The sequence below is a fragment of the Streptomyces sp. NBC_00009 genome (genome assembly GCF_045040855.1).
GTDB classification, from domain to species: domain Bacteria; phylum Actinomycetota; class Actinomycetes; order Streptomycetales; family Streptomycetaceae; genus Streptomyces; species Streptomyces aureus.
This window is the reverse complement of the sequence record NZ_CP108312.1, coordinates 6,787,759-6,809,541: the sequence shown is the minus strand read 5'-3', so window position 1 is coordinate 6,809,541 and position 21,783 is coordinate 6,787,759. Positions and strand designations below refer to the sequence as shown.

Sequence of the window (21,783 nt, the reverse complement as noted above, 5' to 3'; positions counted from 1 at the left end):
GTCAGTGCCGAGGATCCGCAGGTCGCGCGAACGTGCGGCGGACCGCGATCGGCGGTACGGCGACCGCCGACATCACTCGTCCGGCCCTACGTACACGGTCCGCCCGCCGACCACCGTGCGCAGGCAGAGCGGCAGTTGGGCCCCTGGCGTGAGATCCGGGAGGCCCGGAGTCCCCGAGCGCGGGTCGGTCGACCAGCGCGCGACGCGGTCGTCCGGCGCCTGCACGACGAGCTCCTCGGTGCGCCACACGGCGTAGTCCGCCGGGGCGCCCGGGACCAGGATGCCCGCGTCGTCCCGGCCGACGGCGCGCCAGCCGCCGCGTGTGTGCGCGGTGAACGCGGCCCGCACGGACACCCGGTGCTCGGGCGTGCGGTGGAAGGCCGCGGCGCGGACCGTGCCCCACGGGTCGAGCGGGGTGACCGGGCTGTCGGAGCCGAAGGCCAGCGGGACCCCGGCGCGCAGGAGGGCGGCGAACGGGTTGAGGGCGCGGGCCCGTTCAACGCCGAGACGGTCGGCGTACATGCCGTCCTCGCCGCCCCACAGGGCGTCGAAGGCGGGCTGCACGGACGCGGTGAGGCCGAACTCGGCGAAGGAGGCGATGGTCTCCGGCGACAGCATCTCGGCGTGCTCGACGCGGTGCCGTGCGGCCCTGACGCGGGCGAGGCCGACCTTCTCGGCGGCGGCGCGCACGCCGTCCACCACGGCGGTCACCGCGGCGTCCCCGATGGCGTGGAAGCCCGCCTGGAGCCCCGCCTCGGTGCAGGCGACGATGTGGGCGGCGACAGCGTGGGCGTCCAGGTAGGAGGTGCCGGTGTGCCCGGCGGCCGCGTCTGCGTACGGCTCGTGCAGGCAGGCCGTGTGGGAGCCGAGGGCGCCGTCCACGAAGAGGTCACCGGCGGCGCCGACGGCTCCCAGCGCGCGGGCCCGCTCGATGTCCAGGTCGGCCCAGTAGCCGACGACCCGGGGGCCGGACTCCTCGGCGGCCAGGCGCAGCAGGCCCGCGAAGTCGTCCTCGGAGGAGATGTCGGGGCCGCCGCACTCGTGCACGGAGCCGATCCCCAGGGAGGCCGCGCGCCGCAGGGCCGCGCGCTGGGCCTCCGTGCGCTGCTGCGGGGTGACGGCGGCGTGGGCGGCGCCGCGCACGGCGTGGTGGGCGTCGCGGGTGAGCGGCCCGTCGGGGGTGAATCCGGGGCGGTCCGCGATGCCGGTGACGAGGTCGAGCAGGGCCGTGGTGACGGCGGCCGAGTGGACGTCGATGCGGGAGAGGTAGAGCGGGCGGCCGCCGGTTGCCTCGTCGAGCTCGGCGCGCGTGAGGGGCTCGCCGTCGGGCCAGCGGGCGGCGTCCCAGCCGTGGCCGAGGAGGATCCGGTCCGTGGGGCGGGCGGCCGCGTGGGCGCGGACGAGGGCGAGCGCCTCGCCCCGGTTGCGGGCCGCGGAGAGGTCGAGGCCGGTCAGGGCCAGCCCCGTCGACGTGGTGTGGACGTGGGCGTCGGTGAACGCGGGAGTGACGAGGGCGCCTTCGAGGTCGACGACCTCGTCGACCCCCTCGGCGAACGCGTCGGCCGCGCCTTCGGAGCCGACCCAGGCGACATGCCCCCGCTCGACGACCATGGCCGTGGCGAAGGGGTCGGCGGGGCTGTGGACGTCGCCACCGCGCAGAAGGACGGTGCGGGACTCTGCCGGTGCGGGCGTGGGGGTCGTACTCATGGGGACAGTTTCCCGCGTTTGTGCCGCCGAGCCGCACCCGGGGGCCCGCAGTGGTCGGACCCGTGCCGGTCAGACGCGGGGCGGCCGTGCCTCGTACGGGGTGGAGAGGACCACGGTCGTGCGGGTGGAGACGCCGGCCAGGGAGCGCACCCGGGCGAGCAGGTTCTCCAGGTCGTGCGGGGTCTCCACGCGAACCTTGAGGATGTAGTTCTCGTCTCCGGCGACGCTGTGGCAGGCCTCGATCTCGGGGACGCCGGCCAGGCGTTCCGCGATGTCGTCGGGGGCGCTGGGGTCGAACGGTTTCACCGAGATGAAGGCGGTGAGCGACAGGCCGACCGCCTCGGGGTCGACAACTGCGGCATAGCCGCGGATGACCCCGCGCTGTTCGAGGCGGCGCACGCGCTGGTGCACCGCGGACGTGGACAGGCCGGTGGCCTTGCCCAGGTCGGTGTAACTCATCCGCCCGTCCTTGACGAGCAGCTGCACGATCTGTCGGTCGAGCTCCTCCATGGCGCAGAACCTACAGTGCCCTTGATCCCCGCGGATAGCCGAGTGATCTCCGGGGATACCCGAGCGGACCATGGCGGCGGACACGCCTACCTGCCGCCGGGCATCCGCAATCACCATGTGACGAAGACCACACCTGTCGAACCGTGTCCAGGCGCGTGCCACGATTACCCCCACGACGGGACGGGAAGTGCTTGCTGTGGTCGAGGCCGCAGCGCCTTGTCGGCCCACCCGAGGGGGAGAGTCCCATGCAGAATGTGAAGCGTCCCGGTCGTCCTGCCCGCAGTCGGCAGCAGCCGGTGATCGAGCCCGAGCCGGAGGGTGTCGAACCGGAGGACACCGGAATCGACGCGTTCGACGCGTACGACACCTTCGAGATGTACCGGGTGTTCTGCCCGGACTGCGCGCAGCCGATCGCGCTGCTCGCCGACGAGGACGAGCTGCCCGAGCACGCGCTGTGCGCCTCTCCGTGGAACCCGTTCGGTCTCACGGTCTGTGCCGGTACGGGCCGCGCGGCGGCCGACGCCCGGCCCGCCGACGACTCGACGGAGGCTCAGGAGCAGGACGCCGCACTCCTGTTGACGCTCCCTCAGGGGCTCGACTGGCGGATGCAGCCCTTCTCGCACGTGGCCGGCCCGGGTTCGCGCCCGCTGCGCATCCCCGAGCAGGTGCGCCGCACGGCCGCCTGACGACGTCTCAACTCCAGTAACTGCCCTGCACCATGGCCCGCAGACTGGCGTGGTGCAGGATCAGTGTGTCCGGATCGTCCGGCACGGCCACCTCTCCGAAGTACGCCTGCCGGTAGGCGACGCGCAGCATCACGATGGCGTGGCGCAGGGCGGCGTACAGGGTGTGGAAGTCCATGTCGCGCGGTGTGTGGCCGGTGAGTTGGGCGTAGCGCCGCTCGATGTCCGCGCGGCGCAGGAAGCCGGGCAGGCCGGCCTGGCCGAAGCTCTCGGTCAGGTCCTGGAAGAAGCGGTGCAGGTACACGGTCCAGCCGAGGTCGACCTCGCGCGGGGCCAGGGCCGCCATTTCCCAGTCGAGCACGGCGGCCGGTTCGAAGCCGTCGTAGATGATGTTCCCGATGCGGGCGTCGCCCCAGTTGAGGACGGGTTCGCCCTCGTCGGCGGGCCAGAGTTCGGCGAGCCGGTCGAAGGCGCTCTCGATGAGCGGTGAGGGCGGCAGCCCGTCCACCACCCAGGCGTAGTAGGCGCGTTGGGCCTCGACGTGGCGGCGCAGGGCGCTTCCCTGGCCGGGCGCGGCGAGGAACTCGGCCTCGGACGCCGGGACTCCGTCGTGCAGGCGGGCGATGAGGCCCACGGTCGCGTCCTGGAGCCGCGCGCGCTCGGCGTCCGTCGCGGAGTGCAGCCAGTTGCCTTCGTACGTGTAGGGCATGACGTCCGGCGGTACGCGGCCCTCGACGCGCTCCATCACGAAGAACGGGGCGCCCAGCGGCCCGGGATCCTCCTCGAGCCACAGAACCCGCGGCACCGGCAGCCCGGTGCGCTCGGCGGCGAGCCGCATCGTGCGGTACTGCCGCGGCATGTCGTAGTCGGGGAAGATCGTGTACGCGGACGGGTCGGCGGCGAGTCTCAACGCACAGGAGCGGACCGGGGGTTCGGGGTGTTCGATGTCGAAGAGCAGGGTCTCGCTGGACATGCCGTTGGACTCGGGGACGGTCACGTTCACCGCTTTGGCGCCCGGTAGACGGACGGCCAGCCACGAGGTGAGCTTCCGGGCCACCTCCTCCGGGTCGCGGGTGCTGGTGCGCGGTCGGGGTGCTGTCGCCATCGCAGGCTCCTTTCAGGGCGCCACGGAGTCGTAGCCGGTGAAGCCGCTCGGGTCGTGCCTGCCGAAGCTGCCGTGCTCGAAGATGCCGTGGCCGACCTGGCCGTCCAGGGTGAAGCGCGCCGCGTGGTCGATGACGCCGTAGGCGGCCAGTGGGTGGGCGGCGGGGTCGGAGAGGTCGTAGCTGCGGCGGTCGGTCCAGTCGCGGCCGCGCCAGGTGCCGTGCTGCCAGTCGTCCGCGGGCGGGTAACCGGCGCCGACGGCGAGCGGGGACGAGGCGAGGATCTCGACGCCGAGTTCCAGAGGTTTACGGGAGAGCGGGTCGGTGAGGTGGACGACGGCGCTCTCGGGGTGGCGGGTGCCGGTCCGGTAGGTGATGTCGGCCTGGGGCCAGCCGAGTTGGAGGTCCGGGTGGCCCTCGCGGACGAGGGTGGCGTCATTGAGGGTGCGGTAGCCGTCGGCGTCCTCCTGGACGATCACCATCAGGAAGCGGTCGTCGAAGCGGACCGGCGACCAGATCCAGTGGAAGCCCTCGGTCCTGTTCTCCTCCGCGAGCCGGCCGCCCTCCTCGCCGGGGACCGGGCGCACGCCCCAACTGCGGTCGCGGGTGCCGGTCCAGCCGTCGAGGGACACCTCGCGCCCGCCGACGCGGAGCCGGCCGTCACAGCGCCCGGCCTGCACGAAGCGCCTGCCCTCAAGGGTGAGGCGGCCGCCGCGGCGCTGCGTGTGATGGGGCTCCCAGAGGGCCGGGAAGGCCGCCGACCAGTTGATCTCGTACGAGAGTCCGTCGGGGTCGTCCGGGTCGGCCTCGCAGGTCAGGACGAAGTCCTTCAGGGGACGTTCCACCTGGATCCGGAGCGGGCCGACGGCGAGTTCCATGCGGGTGTCGTCGCGCAGGGCGTCGGAGGCGCGGACCGCGTGGAGGGTGTCGCCGACGCGCAGGGTCGCGTACGCGTCGATGACGCCGAGGTTCGGGTAAACGCCGAGGCCGAGGATGAGAAGGAACTCCCCGGTGGGGTCGACGAGGTGGAAGATGCACCGGTCGTAGGCGTTGCGGTCACCGGTCGCGACGTGCTTCATGGACAGCGGGACCTGGTGGACCGGGTATTCGTCGAGTGCGACGGGGCGGTCGTCTGCCACGCGTTTCCTCCCTGGGCGTACGGCGGTTGACGTCGCCCGGAGGGGTGCGGCCCCCGGCGGCGGAGTTGACGGTACGTCAGCTGAGCCGCCGGAGCCAGATGCGTGCGCCGACCCGGATGCGGCGACGGCCGGATCAGGCCGGGCTCGCGGGGCCGGCCTGATCCGGCCCGGTCCGAACGGGGGCCCTAGGGCCTCTCGTTTGGATCACGCCGGGCTCGCGGGCCCTGGCACCGCACCTCGCGGCGTTGTCGTCAGCCCCCCGACTCCCCCCTGCTCGGCTGCGCTCGAGCAGGGGGGACCCCCCATGACCCCGCTCCCTGATCCGGCCTGATCCAAACGAGAGGCCCTAGAACGCACGCCCCCATGTCCCGAAGGGTGACCCGCCCGGCGCGGGCGCGTTGGCCTGGGCATGACCCTTACGCAGACCGCCACCGGCCGTCGCCGGCGCCTCCTGGTCCCCGCCACCGCAGAATCGGTTCCCCAGCCGCCGCCCCCGGAGCGCCCCGCGCCCCAGGACCCGCCGATCTACCGCGCCCTGGTCAGCCACTGGGCCGACCGCGGCAAGACCCTGCCGGGACGCCACGATCCGGAGTGGGCCCGGCTGGTGGCGTCCCCGGTCAGAACCGGGCAGTTCAGCGGCTTTCAGGACCGGCGAGGTGCCGCGCGATGACCATGCGCTGGATCTGGTTGGTGCCCTCCACGATCTGCAGCACCTTGGCCTCGCGCATGTAGCGCTCGGCCGGGAAGTCGGCCGTGTAGCCGTACCCCCCGAGTACCTGGACGGCGTCCGTGGTGACCTTCATCGCCGTGTCCGTGCACATCAGCTTGGCCATGGCCGCCTGCTTGGAGAAGGGCCGGCCCGCGTCGCGCAGGCGCGCCGCCGTCAGATAGAGCGCACGGCCGGCCTCGATCTGCGTGGCCATGTCGGCGAGCATGAAGCGCAGGCCCTGGAAGTCGGCGATGGGCCGCCCGAACTGCTCGCGCTCCGTGGCGTACGAGACGGCCTCGTCGAGGGCCGCCTGGGCCACGCCGATCGCGCAGGCGGCGATGCCGAGCCGCCCCGAATCGAGGGCGGAAAGCGCGATCGCGAAGCCCTGCCCCTCGTCGCCGATCCGCCGCGCGTCGCTCACACGCACCCCGTCGAAGTGCACCTGCGCCGTAGGCGAGCCCTTCATCCCCATCTTCTTCTCGGGCGCCGCCGCGCTCAGCCCCTCGGCGTCACCCGGGACCAGGAACGCGGTGATGCCACGCGCCCCCTCGCCGCCGGTGCGCGCCAGGACGGTGTAGAAGTCGGCGACGCCGCCGTGCGTGATCCAGGCCTTGGTGCCGGTGATCACCCAGTCGTCGCCTTCGCGGACCGCCTTGGTCCGCAGGGACGCGGCGTCCGATCCCGAGGACGGCTCGGAGAGGCAGTACGCGCCGAGCAGGCCGCCGCCGAGCATGGCGGGCAGATGCTCGGTCCGCTGCTCCTTGGTGCCGAAATTGGCCAGCGCGTGACAGGCCAGCGAGTGGACGCTGACGCCGAGGCCGACGGTGAGCCGGGCGGCGGCGAGCTCCTCCAGTACCTGGAGGTAGACCTCGTACGGCTGGTCGCCGCCGCCGAAGTCGGAGTCGTAGGGGAGGCCGAGCAGACCCGCCTCGGAGAGCAGTGAGAACGTCTCGCGCGGGAAGCGTCCGGCGTCCTCCTCCTCGGCCGCGCTCGGGGCGATCTCGCGCTGCACGAGCTCACGTACGAGCGAGAACAGATCCCGGGCCTCGTCCGTGGGCAGTTGACGGTCCACCGGCTGCGGGGCGCGGTCGGGCATATCGACGCTCTCCTCCCTGTCGGGCGCTGCGGCGGTCGCGCGCGGGGTGGTGCGGCGGCGCCGTGTTCAAGCCGCCGCCGAGGGCTCCCCTCCGGGTCTCGGACGGGTGCTGACCAGCGGCTGCGGCCCGTTGAGTATGCCTGTTCGACGGCGGCCAGTCACCAGTTAACGACCGCTTACTTCAAAGATACCGAAAAGACGGCGGAGAGGCGGCCGGGAGCGGCCCGGAGCCCCCGCGGGAAGCCACAGGAGCCCCGACCCGAAGCCGCCGGCCGCCGGAACCGAAAGCCGCCGAGCCCCGAGTCCCGAGTCCCGAGCGCATTGGTCCGCACCATTGACCCCACTGGTCTAGTCCTCCTAATGTTCCCTGCAACGTCTTAACGCGTTCATGCCAAAGACCCATGGCACGGATCGCGTGACGACGCCCACGAGGTCCACAGCAAATCCCCCCACGCTCCCCTCCCCCACGAGGAGACACGATGCTCAGACCGCACCGTCCACGCGCCTCCTTCCGGGCGCTCCTGTCCGCCGCGTGTTGCGCCGTTCTCGGCGCCGGACTGCTTGCCTCCGCGGGCACCGCCGCGGCACAGAACGACGTCGGCCCCCAGGAAGCCGCGGCTGGTTCGAAGGTCGTCGGCTACTTCACCGAATGGGGTGTCTATGACCGGAACTACCACGTCAAGAACATCGAGACGTCCGGCTCGGCCGACAAGCTCACGCACATCAACTACGCCTTCGGCAACGTCACCGGCGGCAAGTGCGCGATGGGCGACTCGTACGCCGCCACCGACAAGGCGTACACCGCCGACCAAGCGGTGGACGGCGTCGCCGACACCTGGGACCAGCCGCTGCGCGGCAACTTCAACCAGCTGCTCAAGCTGAAGAAGCTGCACCCGAACCTCAAGATCCTCTGGTCCTTCGGCGGTTGGACCTGGTCGGGCGGGTTCACCGACGCCGCCAAGGACCCGGCCGGGTTCGCGCAGTCCTGCTACGACCTGGTCGAGAACTCCAAGTGGGCCGATGTCTTCGACGGCATCGACATCGACTGGGAGTACCCCAACGCCTGTGGCCTGTCCTGCGATACGAGCGGGCGCGACGCCTACAAGAACCTGATGAGCGCGCTGCGTTCGAAGTTCGGCTCCAGCGCGCTGATCACGTCCGCGATCCCGGCCGACGCCTCCGACGGCGGCAAGATCGACGCCACCGACTACGCCGGTGCCGCCCAGTACGTCGACTGGTACAACCCGATGACGTACGACTACTTCGGGGCCTGGGACGCGCAGGGGCCGACCGCCCCGCACTCGCCCCTGACCTCGTACAGCGGCATCCCCAAGGCGGGCTACAACACCGACGCCACCATCACCAAGCTCAAGGGCCTCGGCGTCCCGGCGTCGAAGCTGCTGCTCGGCATCGGCTTCTACGGGCGCGGCTGGACCGGCGTCACGCAGTCGGCGCCCGGCGGCACGGCCACGGGCCCGGCGGCCGGCAAGTACGAGCAGGGCATCGACGACTACAAGGAGCTCAAGTCGAAGTGCCCGGCGACGGGCACGGTCGGCGGCACCGCCTACGCGTACTGCGGCAACAACTGGTGGAGCTACGACACCCCGGCCACCATCGCCGGGAAGATGGACTACAAGAACCAGCAGGGCCTCGGAGGCACCTTCCTCTGGGAGCTCAGCGGTGACACGACGAACGGCGAGCTGATCAAGGCGATCAACTAGCCGCTCGGATACGGCACTTGGGGCGGGGGATGCGCGGCGTCCCCCGCCCCTTCGCGTCGCGTCAGGGCCTCGCGGGCGCCGGGCAGTCCGGCTCGAACTGCTCGATCACTCGCAGGGTCTCGCCGAGCAGGCGCGCCAGGAGTTCGCGCACCGTGTCCCTGTCAGGGGTGCGGTCGCCGATCCAGTCGAGCGTGATCCCCTCGACGCTGCACAGCCAGCCGAGCAGCGCCATCCGCGCGACCCGGGGAATGTCACGGCGTCCGTACACGCCCTCGGCGATGGTGGCGATCACCGCCTCGCGCACCCCGTCCCGTATGGCGTGCACCTCGGCGTCGAAGCCGACGCCGCCGCTGATGATGGTCCGGTACGCGGCCTGGTGGTGCTCGGCGTAGCGGAGATAGCCGTCGATGGTGCGGTGCACGCGGTCCACGGGCGTGAGGTCGCCGACGCCGCCCGCGCGCGCGACCAGGTCGGCGACGGACTCCTCGACGATCGCGAGGTAGTAGCCGCGCTTCGACTTGAAGTAGTAGTAGATCAGCCCCTTGGCGACGCCCGCGTGCCGGGCGATGTCGTCCATCGACAGCGCGTCGTAGGACGTGTCGGCGAACAACTTCCGTCCGATGGTGATGAGTTCGGCGCGGCGTGCCACGGACCGGTCGGTGCCGCGCGCCTGCGGGCGCCCGAGACCGGAGCCCGTTCCGCGCTGTTGACTATTATTCAATTTCAGCCCTAGTCTCCAACTGCCGGCGGGACATCCGCGGTTCGAACCTTCCCACGCACTCCCCCTTTCCCGCGCGCTCCCTGCGCATGCGGACGACGTACGGGAGGAACAGTGAGCGAAGCACACCGGCACGGCAGAACCAACTGGAAGAAGACGGCAGTTGTGGCGCTGCCCGCGGTCCTCGCGGTCGGCACGATGGCCTCGGTGATGGCGCAGGGCGCGCTCGCCGCGTCGTTCGCCGTTTCCGGTACCAGCTTCCAGGTCTCCTCGGGCAACCTGAAGAGCCAGGGGCTCTCGTCGTACGTCCAGACGGACCGGGACGCCGACGGCAAGGGGCACCCCGTGGCGCTCCTCGGGATCGGGAACGCGACGCTGAGCGACATCTGCCAGGCGGCGGAGGTCAAGACCCCTGTCGGGACAGTGATGTTCAAGCTGACGGCGGGCGGTGACGCGGGCAAGGTCACCGCGAGCAATCTCGTCATCGACGGCGAGGACCTGGTGGGCGACGCCCGGTTCGGCACGGCCGAGATCGGGCGCGACGCGTCCACCCTGGACGCGGTGAACGGGGTCAGTGGTGAGCGGGGGAAGTTCGGGCTGCAGGCGCGCGGCATCGAGGTCTCCCAGGTCAGATCGCACGCCTGGTCCGCGACCGGCGGCAACTTCCGGCTCAGGGGCATGAAGGTCGATGTCAGCATCGGCGGCAAGAAGTGCTTCTGAGGGACGGATGGCTGGACAGGCGGCCGGACGACCGGCTGCCGCTGAGAGAACTGCGCCGGGTGGTGCGCGAGTGGCGCAGGACGCGGCCGTTCTGGGCGGGGCTGCTGCTCATCCTCGGCGGCGCCGAACTCCTTCTCGTGCCGCTGTCCCCGCTGACGGTCCTGGTCAGCCTGGGGCTCGGCGGGATCGCGGCCATCGGCATCGGGACCGCCCTGGTCGTCGCGGGCGGCTTCCTGTGGCTGCTGCCGCACACCCGCCATTACGTCAGCCTCAACGCCCTGATCCTGTCCGTCCTTTCCTTCGCGGCGTCGAATCTCGGCGGGTTCCTCGTCGGCATGATTCTCGGGATCGCCGGCAGCGCGATGGGGTTCGGCTGGACACCCACGCGGGAGGAAACGGCTGGGCGGACGAAGGTACGGGACCACCAGGGCACCCGTACGCTCGCCGTGCTCCTGCCCGTCGTGATCGCCGGTGCGTCGCTGCACGGCAGCCCCGCACGGGCGGCCGAAACGGGTGGCGGCATCACGGCAGCGCGCACCCCGCCGACCGTGACCACGACGCTCTTCGCCCCCAAGGGCTTTCTCCTCGCCGGCGTCCGCACCATCCCCACGGCTGACGGCCCACTGAAGGTGATGGTGCTGCGCATGGACGCCGCCTCGCTGACCGACTACCGGCTGAGCACCCGCGACGGCAGCCGTGAACTCGCCCTGGGCGCCAACACGTTGGACCTCAGCGGCAAGGTGACGCTCTATCTGACGAGGTTCAGCGGCTGCCTGGAGGGCGTGCTCTGCCTGACGTTCACGCCGGACCGGCTGCCGGTACCACCCGTCGTGCCGCCGTTCGTCTTCATGACGGACGTCGACGCCGAACAGGCCCTGGTGACCTCCGACTCCATCGTGGCGGGCGGGCTGACGCTGGGGGCGCGGCCGTGATCGAGATCCAGGCGGCCCTGTTCTGGGCGTACGGCGCGGGCGCGACCTCCGCGCTCTCGGCGGGGCGTCAACTCCAGCTGTGGGAACGGCTGAACGCGGATGAGGGCCCGCGCACCCGCAGCCGCGCCGCGAACCCTTACCTCACGCTGACCCTCGCGTTCGCGTCGGTCCTGATGGTCCCGACGGGTCTCTTCCTGCTCTGGCAGAACCCGTCGTGGGCGACGATGCACGTGGCCGGCGGGCACGAGGGCGTGTGGGCCGGGTTCGTACTGCTGTACGCGGGCGGGATCCCGGTCGGCGCGGTCCTCGGGTTCCTCGCGGCGCAGACGCTCGTCCTGGTGGGCGCGGGGTACTGGGCGTACCTGCAGTGCGTGGGCGGGTACTTCCTGCTGTTCGGGACGCTGATCCACGGCTGGGACGGGCGAGGCTACGAGCGGTTCCTGTCCCCCGGCGCCGGCGACTTCGCGCACTGGCCGCGGGACAGCGTGGTCAACCACGTGCTCGACTTCCTGACCTCCGGCACGTTCCTCGCACTGCTGGTCCTCGGCACGGCCGTCATCGGCACCATGCTCCTGACGGAGATCGGCTGGCTCGTGGAGGGGTGGTCGCTGCCCGGCGCGGACGAGGACCGCGGGGTGCCCCGGGTCGTCGCGGTGGCGATCGCCGGGGCCGGCGTGTACGGGCTGCCGTTCGCCGGGGCGCTGTGCGCGAGCGTTCTGGTACGGCTGGCGGGCGCCTGGGTCGGGCTGCCGCTGTTCGCGGTGCTCGCGGGGCTCGTCCTGCTGCCCCGGCGCTCTCCCGTGCGGTGGCTCTACGGGCTCGTGGGGCTCCCGGACCGGCACTGGCGCGTCGGGCCCGGCGCCGGGGAGAGCCGGGTCACATCAGGCCGGCCTGCGTGACGAACATGGCGAGGACCACGACGAAGGTCCAGCCGAGAACGTGCTCCAGGATCTTGGGGCCGTTGTCCTTGGGACCGCCCGTGCGGGTCCGGGCGGCGCGGTTCGTGACGGTGGTCGCGGTCATGGCATCTCGCTGAGGTCGTCCGGCAGTGGCATCCCCCCACTGACCCGTCCACCATGCCACCGCCGCGGCCGGTTGTGGGCGAGAGCTTGGTCACGCACAACTACCCTGCGGCGCCGTGCGCCTCACATCGGTGACACATCTGCGAGGGAAAGACCGCCGGCACCGATGCCGGGCCACCCGGACCGGGGCGTGGATCCGGTCACGAGCCGATCCGCTCGTGGAGTCGTCGCGGGCATGCCACGGCCCCTCCCGGTCGCGTCGGGAGGGGCCGTGGCGGGTGCCTCAGCGAACGCCGACCGCCTCGAGCGCGCGGCGCTGCTTCGGGGTCGGGTGGGCCGGGAAGTACAGGTAGCAGACGCCGCCGGTGCCGGAGACGACCTTGCCGGTGGCGTTGTACCGCTTGGTCCTGAGCCAGATTTTTTCCCACTCGGCCCGCTTGTAGACGCGGCGCACGGCCGTGTCACTGGGCGACGCCGGGTCGTTGGCGATCACGTCGCCGTCCGCGGTGAAGCCGATCACCGTCATGAGGTGTCCCGAGGTCCCGTACCCCGCGCCCGTCAGCTCCTCCTTGAGGAACGACTGCGACGTTATGGCCGGGATACCCGCCGCGATCAGGGTCTCCAGATCACCGAGCGAGCCGAGCCGCGTGACGACTCCCTGGAGGTCCTTGTACGTCGCCGCGTAGGCCGCGTTGAAAGGCCAGTTGCCGCAGCCCTCGTACTGGTAGTCGTACGTGAAGCGGGCCGCGTGGCAGACCTGCGGGTCTGCGTAGTCCGGGTTGACCCAGGAGAGGTCGCCCGAGGAGGGCTCGCGGCCCCAGTACTCGATGATCATCTGCGAGGACGTGGGGCTGCACCAGGCCTCGCCGCCGTTGTCGTACTCGGGGTACTGGCCCGCGTGGATGCTCTGCGAGTAGCGCGGAACGGACAGCTCCTCGGCGAGCCCCGGCTCCGAGGCCGGGACCGAGAAGCGGTCGGGGACGTCGGAGCCCATGGCCCCGAGCCGCCACACGAGGGGCGAGGTCTTGGAGCCCGGCGAGCGGTACAGGGTCAGCCGCAGGCGGTACGAGACGAGGCGCAGTCCCGAGGCCGCGTCGTCGATCGAGAAGGTGTCCGTCCAGATACTGGACTTGCCGTCCGACTGGTCGTCGACGGAGGTCCGCCGGATGTCCTGGTCGCTCGCGGCCCAGCGGCCCATCACGTACCAGGGCGTCGCCGCGCCGTCGGAGTACGTGCCCTGGAGTTCGATCTGGATCCAGGTACCGGCCGGGGTGCGCGCGTTCCAGGAGGCGATGACCTCGGTGGCGGGCACCGAGAGGCGATGGGCCGGGGAGGTCCACCGGCCGTACTCCCAGGTGGCGGTCTTGCCCGTGTGCGGATCCGTGTAGTCGGTGCGGCCCTCGGGGGTCGCGAGCGTCAGGCCGGGGCGGGACCCGGCGACCGCGCGGGTGCCGGCCGCCGTTCCGGAGCGCCAGTCCGAGTGCGAGGTCCAGGCGTGGTTGTCCACGAGGCGCGGGGCCGCGTGGGCGGGGGCCGGTGCGCCGGTGCCGGCGACGGCGGTACCCGCGGTCGTGGCGAGCGCCGCTGCGCCCGCGGTGGCCGCGGCGGCGGTGAGCAGGGTTCTGCGGGACAGAGGTTCGGGTCGGGTCATGGGCGGGGCTCCCCCAGTCGACGAGATATCCGTAAAGGGGCGGGTGAGGTGCACGACAGTGCGCCAACTATGGCCGGTACCCGCTGACTTCCACCAGCGTTTCCGGGCCTGTCGTGGCTACCAATATTGGCCTGTACCACTGGCATGACCTGCGGCGGCGCGCGGGAAACCGGCCGGGCGCCTCCCGTACCCTTGCGGGCGATGACCTTCCAGCACATGCCGCTCCCCCGGCTCGCCGCGACCCTGCGCGTCCTGCCGCCCTCCTGCGGCCCGGTCCGGCTGATCGCCGTCGACGGCCACGCGGGCTCCGGCAAGTCGACGTTCGCCGCCCGGCTCGCCGAGGCGCTCGGTCAGGCGCCCGTCCTGCACCTCGACGATCTCGCCAGCCACGACGCCCTCTTCGACTGGACGGCGCGGCTGCGCGAGCAGGTCATCGAGCCGCTCTCCCGCGGCGAGAGCGCCCGGTACGAGCCGTACGACTGGAACGCCCGGCGCTTCTGCCCGCCGCGCGCACTGGCGCCCGCGCCGGTGGTCCTGATGGAGGGCGTGGGCGCGGGCCGGCGCGCGGTACGGCCGTTCCTGGCGGGGCTGTTGTGGATGGACACACCCGAGGAGGTGTCCTGGGAACGGGGGCGGCGACGGGACGGACCGGCGCAGAGCGAGTTCTGGGACGGCTGGATCCGCGCGGAGCGCGCGCACTTCGCCGACGACCCCTCGCGCCCCTTCGCCCAGACATTGGTACGCGAGTGTCCTGAGGGCTACGAGGCACGTCAGATGCCTCCCGGGACCGGACTTTCGGTGCCTTCCGTCACTCACCGTGAAGGGCCGTCGGCAGCGCGCTGACCCCTCCCGAAGTGCCTTCCGCCAGTTTCCGCGAGTGCCTCAACTCGGCTTGACCGAGGGGCCGTACAGGACTTACGTTCTGAATGTGCGGCCTTTCGGGGCCGCCGGCAGACGCGAAGCCCCCGGTTGTTCCCCCGTGATCGGGGGCTTCGTTCTGCCCTGTTCACCCCTTCGAGGGTGCGGCGAGCCCTGATTTGTTCACCCTCGGTCACCGTCCGGCCCCGCCCCCACCTGCGCCGTCCGCCTCGGATCCGGCCCTGCGGCGCCCTCGGCCGACGCCCCCTGCGCAGGTACGATGCCTCTCGGTGCGGCCTACGGACGGCTCGCGGTCCGCACCATGACAACTCCCGTCCACAGCACATCGGTTCGGCGCAGGAGCCGGCGGGCACCGGCCCGGCGGCGTACCACGGGGGCACGGTTTGTGGGGGACGTGATGGACTTCGGCACACAGGGCTCGCCCGGCCCGGCCGACCTCGCCTGGGTGCGTGGCGTGGACGCCTACACCATGGGCGCCTATCCGCAGGCCGAGGAGGAGTTCCGGGCCGCGGTCCGGATGGATCCCGGCATGGCCGACGGCTGGCTGGGGCTGCACGCGTTACGCATCGACACGACGACGGCGCTGCTGCGCATGTTCCGGCACCGCGACCGGTTCGGCGAGCAGCGCACCCGGCACCGGCGCACCCTGAACTCCTGGTACTGGCTCGGCTGGTGGGTACAGCCCGTCCTGGAGCGGCCGCGCGATCTGCTGCTCGCGCACGCGTCGCACTGGCTCGACGGGCGCCATGTCCCGGACCTGGACGGGGCGTTGGCGACGCTGCCGCGGGTGGACGCCGATCCGCAGGTGCGGTTCCTGCACGCCTGCCGCGCCTACCTCGTCAAGGACTGGGAGCAGCTGGTCCGGCACACGGACCCGCTGCTCGACGACGGGCTCCTCGGCATCGAGGCCGGGCTCTTCGGCGGGATGGCCCGGGTGCGCCTGGAGATGTACGGGCAGGCCGAGCCGCTCCTGTCCGCTGCGCTGATGCGCTGCCGGAGCGAGCAGCCCCAGCGCAAGGAGCTGCGCTACTGGCTGGCCCGCGCGCACGAGGGCACCGGCCGCTCCGCCGCCGCGCTCCCCCTGTACCGGGCCGTGCACCGCGTGGACCCCGCCTTCATGGACACCTCGGCCCGCCTCGCGGCCATCGCCGAGAGCGACGGGTACGGCGACTTCGGCGACGGCACGGACCTCAGTCCCCTCACGATGACCGGGCTCGGCCAGGACGTGCTGGACGGCTCCGAGTCGATGGACCCGCTGTACGAGGGCGACGGCCGGGACCTGAAGGTGAGCGAGCCCGATCTGCCGCCGCCCGGTGCCGTGTCCGCCGAGACCGACGCGGTCCGCGAGAAGGCCGTCGTACCGATCACGCCGCAACTGCCGGCCGGCCCCGCCGACCCCGCACTGCTCGAGGAGGCCCTCGCCGAGCTGGAGCGAATGGTCGGCCTGGAACCCGTGAAGCGGCAGGTGAAGGCGCTCTCGGCGCAGTTGAACATGGCGCGCCTGCGGGCCGGGCAGGGCCTGCCCGTGCAACCGCCGAAACGGCACTTCGTCTTCTCGGGCCCCTCCGGCACCGGCAAGACCACCGTGGCCCGCATCCTCGGCCGCGTCTTCTACGCGCTCGGGCTGCTCGGCGGCGACCATCTCGTGGAGGCCCAGCGGGCCGACCTGGTCGGCGAGTATCTGGGCCAGACGGCCGTGAAGGCGAACGAGCTGATCGACTCGGCGATCGGCGGCGTCCTGTTCGTCGACGAGGCGTACGCCCTGTCGAACTCGGGCTACGGCAAGGGCGACGCGTACGGCGACGAGGCGCTCCAGGTCCTCCTGAAGCGCGCCGAGGACAACCGGGACCACCTCGTGGTGATCCTCGCGGGCTACCCGGAGGGCATGGACCGCCTCCTCGCGGCGAACCCCGGACTGTCCTCGCGCTTCACGACGCGGGTCGACTTCCCCTCGTACCGGCCCCTCGAACTCACCGCGATCGGCGAGGTGCTCGCCGCGGAGAACGGGGACGTGTGGGACGAGGAGGCGCTCGACGAGCTGCGCTCCATCAGCGGACACGTCGTCGACCAGGGCTGGATCGACGAGCTCGGCAACGGAAGGTTCCTGCGGACGCTGTACGAGAAGTCGTGCGCCTACCGGGACCTGCGGCTGACGGGGTACACGACGACTCCGACGCGGGACGACCTGTCGACGCTGCGGCTGCCCGATCTGATGCAGGCGTACGGCGAGGTCCTCTCGGGGCGCGGGCCCCAGGATCCGTCCGCGACGTGACATGGCGAAGGGGCGGGCCCGATCCGGGACCCGCCCCTTCGCCGTGTGCGCCTGTCAGCCGGCCAGCGCCTCCTCCGGCGCCTCGGCCCGCGGCTCCGCCACCCACGCCCCGGGCGCCGGAGCGTCCCGGTGCGCGGGGTCACGGACCTCGCCGACGAGCATCTCCAGGACGTCCTCCAGGGCGACCAGGCCGAGGACGCGGCCCGAGGCGTCGGCGACCTGCGCGAGGTGCGTCGCGGCGCGGCGCATCACCGTCAGGGCGTCGTCGAGCGGGAGTTCGGCGCGCAGCGTCGTCATGGGACGCCAGATCTGCTGCGGCACCGCGCGGTCGTGGTCGGCGGAGTCGATCAGGTCGAGGACGTCCTTCACATGCAGATAGCCCATGAAGGCGCCCCCCTCCGCGCAGACCGGGAAGCGGGAGTAGCCCGTACGGCCGGTCAGCTCGATGACCTGGCCGGGGGTGACCGAGGGGCCGACCGTGACCAGGGACGCCCGGTCGAGCAGGACGTCGGTGACCGGGCGCGAGCCCAGCTCCAGGGCGTCCTCCAGGCGTTCCTGCGCCTCGGGTTCGAGCAGCCCCGCCTGTCCGGAGTCCTCGACGAGCCGGCCGAGCTGCACACTCGTGAAGACCGCCTCGACCTCGTCCCTCGGCTCCACCCCGAACAGCTTCAGCACGAGCCGGGCACAGGCGCCGAGAGCGACGGTGACCGGCCGGCACAGCCGGGCGAAGGCAACGAGGCCGGGGCTGAACCAGAGGGCGGTCTTCTCCGGCGCCGCCATCGCGAGGTTCTTCGGGATCATCTCGCCGATGACGAGGTGGAGGCTGACAACGGCGGCGAGCGCGATGACGTAGCCGAGGGGGTGGATCATTCCCTCGGGCAGGTGCATCGCCTCGAAGAGCGGCTCCAGCAGATGGGCGACCGTCGGCTCGGCGACCGCGCCGAGCGTCAAGGAGCAGACGGTGATGCCGAACTGGGCCGCCGCCATCATCTGCGGCAGGTGCTCCAGGCCGTACAGGACCTGGCGGGCCCGCTTGGTGTCCAGGGGCTCGATCTGGCTGCGGCGCACGGAGACGAGCGCGAACTCGGCGCCCACGAAGAAACCGTTGGCCAGCACGAGGAGGAGGGCGAGGAACAGTTGGAGCGCGCTCATCGGGCGGCCTCCGCCGGCTGGGCGGCGTCCGCGGTCCGTACGATCCGGACGCGCTCCGCGCGGTAGTGGTCGACCTGACGCACCGCGAGCCGCCAGCCGGGCAGCTCGGCCCGGTCACCGGGCGCGGGGATCCGGCCCAGCAGATCGGCGACGAGACCTGCGACGGTCTCGTACGGGCCTTCCGGTACGTCGAGTCCTATGCGGCGCAGGATGTCGACCCGGCAGCTGCCGTCGGCGTCCCAGGCGGGGCGGCCGTCCTCGGACGGGGCGACCGCGAGCTCGGGCAGGTCGAGGCGGTCGTGCTCGTCGCGGACCTCGCCGACGAGCTCCTCGACGATGTCCTCCAGGGTGACGACGCCGGCCGTGCCGCCGTACTCGTCGACGACGACGGCTATGGGCTGCTCACTGCGCAGGCGCTCCAGGAGGGGCTGCACGGGCAGCGTCTCCGGGACGAGCAGCGGGGCCTGGGCGATGCGGCTCACGGGAGTGCGCAGCCGCTCGTGCGCGGGCACCGCCAGGGCGTCCTTGAGGTGCACCATGCCGACGATCTCGTCGATCCGCTCGCGGTAGACCGGGAAGCGGGAGAGGCCGGTGGCGCGCGTGAGGTTGACGACGTCCTCGGCGGTCGCCGAGGACTGGAGCGCGCTGACCTTCACGCGCGGCGTCATGACGTGCTGGGCGGTGAGCTCACCGAGGGACAGGGTGCGGACGAACAGGTCCGCCGTGTCCTGCTCCAGGGTGCCCGCCTGCGCGGAGTGCCTGGCCAGGGAGACGAGTTCACCGGGGGTGCGGGCCGAGGCCAGCTCGTCGGCGGGCTCGACGCCCAGGGCGCGTACGGCGCGGTTGGCCACGGCGTTGAGCAGCGCGATCACGGGCCTGAAGAGGCGCGAGAACACGTGCTGGGGGCCCGCGACGAACCGTGCGACCTGGAGCGGCTTGGACACCGCCCAGTTCTTCGGCACGAGCTCGCCGATCACCATCTGCACGGCGGAGGCCAGGAGCATGCCGAAGACGACGGAGACGCCGCCGACGGCGCCTTCCGGTACACCGACGGCGGTGAAGGGCGCCGCGAGCAGCGTCGCGAGCGCCGGTTCGGCGAGCATGCCGACGACCAGTGAGGTGATGGTGATGCCGAGTTGGGTGCCGGAGAGCTGGAAGGACAGCTCCTTGAGGGCGTTCACGACGGTACGGGCCCGTCGGTCGCCGTCGGCCGCGGCCTTCTCGGCGTCGGCGCGCTCCACCGTGACGAGGCCGAACTCGGCCGCCACGAAGAAGCCGTTGGCCAGGATCAGCAGGAATGCCGCTCCGAGGAGCAACAAGGGGATGGTCATGCCGCCGCCTCCGCGCACACAACGCGCAATTCGGTCGCGCTATGTCGGGAGGGGGCGGCGCATGTACTGCAGGACGAACCGTCCATCGCCGGAGGGAGTCACTCCTCGGTTAGCAGGAAACCCCCGGGGCCCTGGCGGACCCGTAGTCGGGAGCGGGGCGGCGATGTGCGCGCGCCCCGCCACCAGATTAATCAAGACAGGGGTGGAAGCGTCAGGGCGTGCGGCCCTGAGTCAGCCCTGAAGTTCCCCGGATCGCCCGGAAACCACGGCACGGGCCTCGGTGAGGCCGCGCAGGGCACGCGCGTCGGCGAGGGCACGCTCCTTGGCCATGGCGGGCTGGATGCCCATGGCGGCCAGGCTCGTGCCGTCGCTGAGGTTGAGGAACACCCAGGGGTCGCCGGGCCGCAGGGTGACCTGGACGATCTCCGCCCAGGCCAGGCGGCGGCTGCGGGCGATGTTCACCACGGTGACACCCTCGTCGTCCGCCACGACCTTGGGCCGGGCGAGCAGGACGAGCCCGCCGGCGAGGAGCGCCCCGGTGAAGACGAAGGTGAGGCGGTCGCCCGGGTTGAGGCCGCCCAGCATGAGGGCGATGGCAGTGAGAGTGACGAACATCGCGCCGCCGAGGCCGAGCAGGACGGCCCGGGTGCGGGCCGGCCGGAAGGTGACGGGCAGCGTGGGGACTTCGGACATGAGTGCGGTCCTCAGAGGCGGCAGGCGTGGATGGCCGTGGTCAGGATGGCCCGCGCGCCGAGTTCGTACAGGTCGTCCATGATGCGCTGGGCGCCCTTGGCGGGGACCATCGCGCGGACGGCGACCCAGCCCTCGTTGTGCAGGGGCGAGACCGTGGGCGACTCGAGACCCGGGGTGAGGGCGACGGCCTGCTCCAGGTGCTCGGCGCGGCAGTCGTAGTCCATCATCACGTACGTCCTGGCGACCAGGACGCCCTGGAGACGGCGCAGGAACTGCTGGACCTTGGGCTCTTCGGCAGCCGCGCCGGAGCGGCGGATCACGACGGCCTCGGACTTCATGATGGGCTCGCCGAAGACCTCGAGGCCCGCGTTGCGCAGGGAGGTGCCGGTCTCGACGACGTCCGCGATGACCTGGGCGACGCCCAGCTCGATGGCCGTCTCGACGGCGCCGTCGAGGTGGACGACGGACGCGTCGACGCCAGACTCGGCGAGGTGCTTGCCGACGATGCCCTCGTAGGAGGTGGCGATCGTCTTGCCCGCGAGGTCCTCGAGGCCGGAGACGGTGCCCGGCTTGGCGGCGAAGCGGAACGTGGAGCGGGCGAAGCCGAGCGGCAGGATGACCTCGGCGTTGACGCCGGAGTCGATCAGCAGGTCCTCGCCGGTGATGCCGATGTCGAGCTTGCCCGACGACACGTAGATCGCGATGTCCTTGGGCCGCAGGTAGAAGAACTCCACCTCGTTGACCGGGTCGACGAGGACGAGCTCCTTGGACTCCTTGCGCTGCTGGTATCCGGCCTCATGGAGCATCGCCGACGCAGGTCCGGACAGTGAACCCTTGTTGGGGACGGCGATGCGCAGCATGAGGTCGGATTCCTTTGCGTTCAGGAGGGGTGTGACGTGCGAGTGGGAACCGGGCGCCGGCTCTAGAGGTGGGCGTAGACGTCGTCGAGGGAGATTCCCCGGGCGACCATCATCACCTGGACGTGGTACAGCAGCTGCGAGATCTCCTCGGCAGCGGCCTCCTTGCCCTCGTGCTCGGCGGCCATCCAGACTTCGGCGGCCTCCTCGACGACCTTTTTGCCGATGGCATGGACGCCCTTGTCCACCAGTTCGGCGGTGCGGGACGTCGCGGGGTCGCCGTTCTTGGCCTTGAGCTGAAGCTCGGCGAAGAGCTCTTCGAAGGTTTTGTTCGCCATGATGGCCCTAAGACTACGGGGTACGCCCGGCCACTCAGCGCCAGGGTTCGCTGACCGAGCGCAGTGTGGCCGCCGTGGCGACGGCCGCCGTGACGGCCTCGTGGCCCTTGTCCTCGTTCGAGCCCTCGATTCCGGCGCGGTCGAGGGCCTGCTCCTCGGTGTCACAGGTCAGCACGCCGAAGCCGACGGGGACGCCGGTGTCGATGGTGACCTGGGTGAGCCCCATGGTGACGCCCTGGCACACGTACTCGAAGTGCGGGGTGCCGCCTCGGATGACGACGCCGAGGGCGACGATCGCGTCGTAGCCGCGGCCCGCGAGAACCTTGGCGACGACGGGGAGCTCGAAGCTGCCCGGGACCCGAAGGAGGGTCGGCTCGTCGATGCCGAGCTCGTGCAGGGCGCGCAGGGCGCCGTCCACGAGGCCGTCCATCACCTTCTCGTGCCACTGCGCCGCGATGACGGCGACGCGCAGGTCACCGCAGTTTCGTACGGACAGTTCGGGTGCGCCCTTGCCACTCACGTTGCTCCTCAGTGCTTGTGTGGTGCTGTG

22 protein-coding genes are annotated in these 21,783 nt (G+C 71.7%); 8 read left to right on the top strand and 14 right to left on the bottom strand.

Going from position 1 to position 21,783, the window contains the following annotated elements:
* Window positions 1–72 precede the first annotated feature (72 nt).
* A complete protein-coding gene (locus tag OHA58_RS30825) occupies window positions 73–1,707 on the bottom strand; it encodes an amidohydrolase (RefSeq protein ID WP_405482812.1) in 1,635 nt (544 codons plus the stop codon).
* 69 nt (window positions 1,708–1,776) lie between these two features.
* Window positions 1,777–2,217 (bottom strand): Lrp/AsnC family transcriptional regulator, encoded by a 441-nt coding sequence (locus OHA58_RS30820; protein ID WP_100597468.1) that lies wholly within the window; start codon window positions 2,215–2,217, stop codon window positions 1,777–1,779.
* 245 nt (window positions 2,218–2,462) lie between these two features.
* Here OHA58_RS30820 and OHA58_RS30815 point away from each other — a divergent pair, with 245 nt between their 5' ends.
* On the top strand, window positions 2,463–2,903 hold the full coding sequence (locus OHA58_RS30815; RefSeq protein WP_405482811.1) for a hypothetical protein: 441 nt from the start codon (window positions 2,463–2,465) through the stop codon (window positions 2,901–2,903).
* A 7-nt stretch (window positions 2,904–2,910) separates the two neighbouring features.
* Here the strand turns inward: OHA58_RS30815 and OHA58_RS30810 are convergent, their stop codons facing one another.
* Window positions 2,911–4,005: a phosphotransferase family protein gene (locus OHA58_RS30810; protein WP_405482810.1), complete on the bottom strand. Its 1,095-nt coding sequence runs from the start codon at window positions 4,003–4,005 to the stop codon at window positions 2,911–2,913.
* A 12-nt stretch (window positions 4,006–4,017) separates the two neighbouring features.
* Window positions 4,018–5,142 (bottom strand): hypothetical protein, encoded by a 1,125-nt coding sequence (locus OHA58_RS30805; RefSeq protein WP_405482809.1) that lies wholly within the window; start codon window positions 5,140–5,142, stop codon window positions 4,018–4,020.
* Between the two features lie 409 nt (window positions 5,143–5,551).
* Here OHA58_RS30805 and OHA58_RS30800 point away from each other — a divergent pair, with 409 nt between their 5' ends.
* A complete protein-coding gene (locus OHA58_RS30800) occupies window positions 5,552–5,812 on the top strand; it encodes a hypothetical protein (RefSeq protein WP_405482807.1) in 261 nt (86 codons plus the stop codon).
* On the opposite strand, the gene OHA58_RS30795 is transcribed toward OHA58_RS30800, so the two are convergent.
* Complete coding sequence (locus OHA58_RS30795) at window positions 5,775–6,947, bottom strand: acyl-CoA dehydrogenase (protein ID WP_405482805.1); 1,173 nt, start codon at window positions 6,945–6,947, stop codon at window positions 5,775–5,777. The two genes, OHA58_RS30800 and OHA58_RS30795, sit on opposite strands and share 38 nt — an antisense overlap.
* Before the next feature lie 479 nt (window positions 6,948–7,426).
* Between OHA58_RS30795 and OHA58_RS30790 the strand changes: the two genes are divergently transcribed.
* Window positions 7,427–8,668, top strand: coding sequence for a glycosyl hydrolase family 18 protein (locus OHA58_RS30790; RefSeq protein ID WP_326714029.1), 1,242 nt, complete (start codon window positions 7,427–7,429; stop codon window positions 8,666–8,668).
* A 61-nt stretch (window positions 8,669–8,729) separates the two neighbouring features.
* Here OHA58_RS30790 and OHA58_RS30785 read toward each other — a convergent pair whose 3' ends face one another.
* Window positions 8,730–9,389: a TetR/AcrR family transcriptional regulator gene (locus OHA58_RS30785; RefSeq protein WP_405482803.1), complete on the bottom strand. Its 660-nt coding sequence runs from the start codon at window positions 9,387–9,389 to the stop codon at window positions 8,730–8,732.
* A 111-nt stretch (window positions 9,390–9,500) separates the two neighbouring features.
* Between OHA58_RS30785 and OHA58_RS30780 the strand changes: the two genes are divergently transcribed.
* From OHA58_RS30780 to OHA58_RS30770, 3 genes are read left to right on the top strand one after another with little or no spacing between them, the layout of a single operon-like run.
* Entirely contained in the window at window positions 9,501–10,106 is a 606-nt protein-coding gene (locus tag OHA58_RS30780; protein WP_405482802.1) for a DUF6230 family protein, read from the top strand.
* The gene (locus OHA58_RS30775; RefSeq protein WP_405485257.1) at window positions 10,103–11,038 is read left to right on the top strand and encodes a DUF6114 domain-containing protein; all 936 of its coding nucleotides are present in this window, start codon (window positions 10,103–10,105) and stop codon (window positions 11,036–11,038) included. The genes OHA58_RS30780 and OHA58_RS30775 overlap by 4 nt, the downstream gene beginning before the upstream one ends.
* Window positions 11,035–11,937, top strand: coding sequence for a hypothetical protein (locus tag OHA58_RS30770; protein ID WP_405482801.1), 903 nt, complete (start codon window positions 11,035–11,037; stop codon window positions 11,935–11,937). The genes OHA58_RS30775 and OHA58_RS30770 overlap by 4 nt, the downstream gene beginning before the upstream one ends.
* Here the strand turns inward: OHA58_RS30770 and OHA58_RS30765 are convergent.
* Both OHA58_RS30765 and OHA58_RS30760 read right to left on the bottom strand, forming a co-directional pair.
* The gene (locus tag OHA58_RS30765; protein WP_116503494.1) at window positions 11,915–12,061 is read right to left on the bottom strand and encodes an SCO1431 family membrane protein; all 147 of its coding nucleotides are present in this window, start codon (window positions 12,059–12,061) and stop codon (window positions 11,915–11,917) included. The genes OHA58_RS30770 and OHA58_RS30765 overlap by 23 nt on opposite strands.
* Window positions 12,062–12,343: 282 nt before the next feature.
* On the bottom strand, window positions 12,344–13,711 hold the full coding sequence (locus OHA58_RS30760) for a peptidase C39 family protein (protein ID WP_405482799.1): 1,368 nt from the start codon (window positions 13,709–13,711) through the stop codon (window positions 12,344–12,346).
* 201 nt (window positions 13,712–13,912) lie between these two features.
* On the opposite strand from OHA58_RS30760, the gene OHA58_RS30755 reads away from it, so the two are divergent.
* Together OHA58_RS30755 and OHA58_RS30750 are read left to right on the top strand one after the other, a co-directional pair.
* Window positions 13,913–14,554, top strand: coding sequence for a uridine kinase (locus OHA58_RS30755; RefSeq protein WP_405482798.1), 642 nt, complete (start codon window positions 13,913–13,915; stop codon window positions 14,552–14,554).
* A gap of 433 nt (window positions 14,555–14,987) precedes the next feature.
* On the top strand, window positions 14,988–16,862 hold the full coding sequence (locus OHA58_RS30750) for an AAA family ATPase (RefSeq protein WP_405482796.1): 1,875 nt from the start codon (window positions 14,988–14,990) through the stop codon (window positions 16,860–16,862).
* A gap of 54 nt (window positions 16,863–16,916) precedes the next feature.
* Here the strand turns inward: OHA58_RS30750 and OHA58_RS30745 are convergent, their stop codons facing one another.
* From OHA58_RS30745 to ribH, 6 genes are all read right to left on the bottom strand, one after another.
* The gene (locus tag OHA58_RS30745; protein ID WP_405482794.1) at window positions 16,917–18,014 is read right to left on the bottom strand and encodes a hemolysin family protein; all 1,098 of its coding nucleotides are present in this window, start codon (window positions 18,012–18,014) and stop codon (window positions 16,917–16,919) included.
* The gene (locus OHA58_RS30740) at window positions 18,011–19,345 is read right to left on the bottom strand and encodes a hemolysin family protein (RefSeq protein WP_405482792.1); all 1,335 of its coding nucleotides are present in this window, start codon (window positions 19,343–19,345) and stop codon (window positions 18,011–18,013) included. The genes OHA58_RS30745 and OHA58_RS30740 overlap by 4 nt, the downstream gene beginning before the upstream one ends.
* Before the next feature lie 231 nt (window positions 19,346–19,576).
* A complete protein-coding gene (locus tag OHA58_RS30735; RefSeq protein ID WP_405482791.1) occupies window positions 19,577–20,038 on the bottom strand; it encodes a PH domain-containing protein in 462 nt (153 codons plus the stop codon).
* 11 nt (window positions 20,039–20,049) lie between these two features.
* Window positions 20,050–20,898, bottom strand: a complete 849-nt coding sequence (gene hisG / locus OHA58_RS30730) for an ATP phosphoribosyltransferase (protein ID WP_266566648.1) — start codon at window positions 20,896–20,898, stop codon at window positions 20,050–20,052.
* Between the two features lie 62 nt (window positions 20,899–20,960).
* Window positions 20,961–21,233: a phosphoribosyl-ATP diphosphatase gene (locus OHA58_RS30725; protein WP_100597453.1), complete on the bottom strand. Its 273-nt coding sequence runs from the start codon at window positions 21,231–21,233 to the stop codon at window positions 20,961–20,963.
* Between the two features lie 34 nt (window positions 21,234–21,267).
* Window positions 21,268–21,753, bottom strand: a complete 486-nt coding sequence (gene ribH, locus OHA58_RS30720; RefSeq protein ID WP_100597452.1) for a 6,7-dimethyl-8-ribityllumazine synthase — start codon at window positions 21,751–21,753, stop codon at window positions 21,268–21,270.
* Window positions 21,754–21,783: the final 30 nt, after the last annotated feature.

Excerpts from the sequence above, each read along its gene's own strand:
- OHA58_RS30750 (WP_405482796.1), top strand. The coding sequence starts at position 14,988 with ATGGACTTCGGCACACAGGGCTCGCCCGGCCCGGCCGACCTCGCCTGG.
- OHA58_RS30755 (WP_405482798.1), top strand. The coding sequence starts at position 13,913 with ATGACCTTCCAGCACATGCCGCTCCCCCGGCTCGCCGCGACCCTGCGC.
- OHA58_RS30740 (WP_405482792.1), bottom strand. The coding sequence starts at position 19,345 with ATGACCATCCCCTTGTTGCTCCTCGGAGCGGCATTCCTGCTGATCCTG.
- OHA58_RS30795 (WP_405482805.1), bottom strand. The coding sequence starts at position 6,947 with ATGCCCGACCGCGCCCCGCAGCCGGTGGACCGTCAACTGCCCACGGAC.
- OHA58_RS30765 (WP_116503494.1), bottom strand. The coding sequence starts at position 12,061 with ATGACCGCGACCACCGTCACGAACCGCGCCGCCCGGACCCGCACGGGC.
- OHA58_RS30820 (WP_100597468.1), bottom strand. The coding sequence starts at position 2,217 with ATGGAGGAGCTCGACCGACAGATCGTGCAGCTGCTCGTCAAGGACGGG.
- OHA58_RS30815 (WP_405482811.1), top strand. The coding sequence starts at position 2,463 with ATGCAGAATGTGAAGCGTCCCGGTCGTCCTGCCCGCAGTCGGCAGCAG.
- hisG (WP_266566648.1), bottom strand. The coding sequence starts at position 20,898 with ATGCTGCGCATCGCCGTCCCCAACAAGGGTTCACTGTCCGGACCTGCG.
- OHA58_RS30810 (WP_405482810.1), bottom strand. The coding sequence starts at position 4,005 with ATGGCGACAGCACCCCGACCGCGCACCAGCACCCGCGACCCGGAGGAG.
- OHA58_RS30725 (WP_100597453.1), bottom strand. The coding sequence starts at position 21,233 with ATGGCGAACAAAACCTTCGAAGAGCTCTTCGCCGAGCTTCAGCTCAAG.
- OHA58_RS30760 (WP_405482799.1), bottom strand. The coding sequence starts at position 13,711 with ATGACCCGACCCGAACCTCTGTCCCGCAGAACCCTGCTCACCGCCGCC.
- OHA58_RS30800 (WP_405482807.1), top strand. The coding sequence starts at position 5,552 with ATGACCCTTACGCAGACCGCCACCGGCCGTCGCCGGCGCCTCCTGGTC.
- OHA58_RS30735 (WP_405482791.1), bottom strand. The coding sequence starts at position 20,038 with ATGTCCGAAGTCCCCACGCTGCCCGTCACCTTCCGGCCGGCCCGCACC.
- OHA58_RS30745 (WP_405482794.1), bottom strand. The coding sequence starts at position 18,014 with ATGAGCGCGCTCCAACTGTTCCTCGCCCTCCTCCTCGTGCTGGCCAAC.
- OHA58_RS30790 (WP_326714029.1), top strand. The coding sequence starts at position 7,427 with ATGCTCAGACCGCACCGTCCACGCGCCTCCTTCCGGGCGCTCCTGTCC.
- OHA58_RS30825 (WP_405482812.1), bottom strand. The coding sequence starts at position 1,707 with ATGAGTACGACCCCCACGCCCGCACCGGCAGAGTCCCGCACCGTCCTT.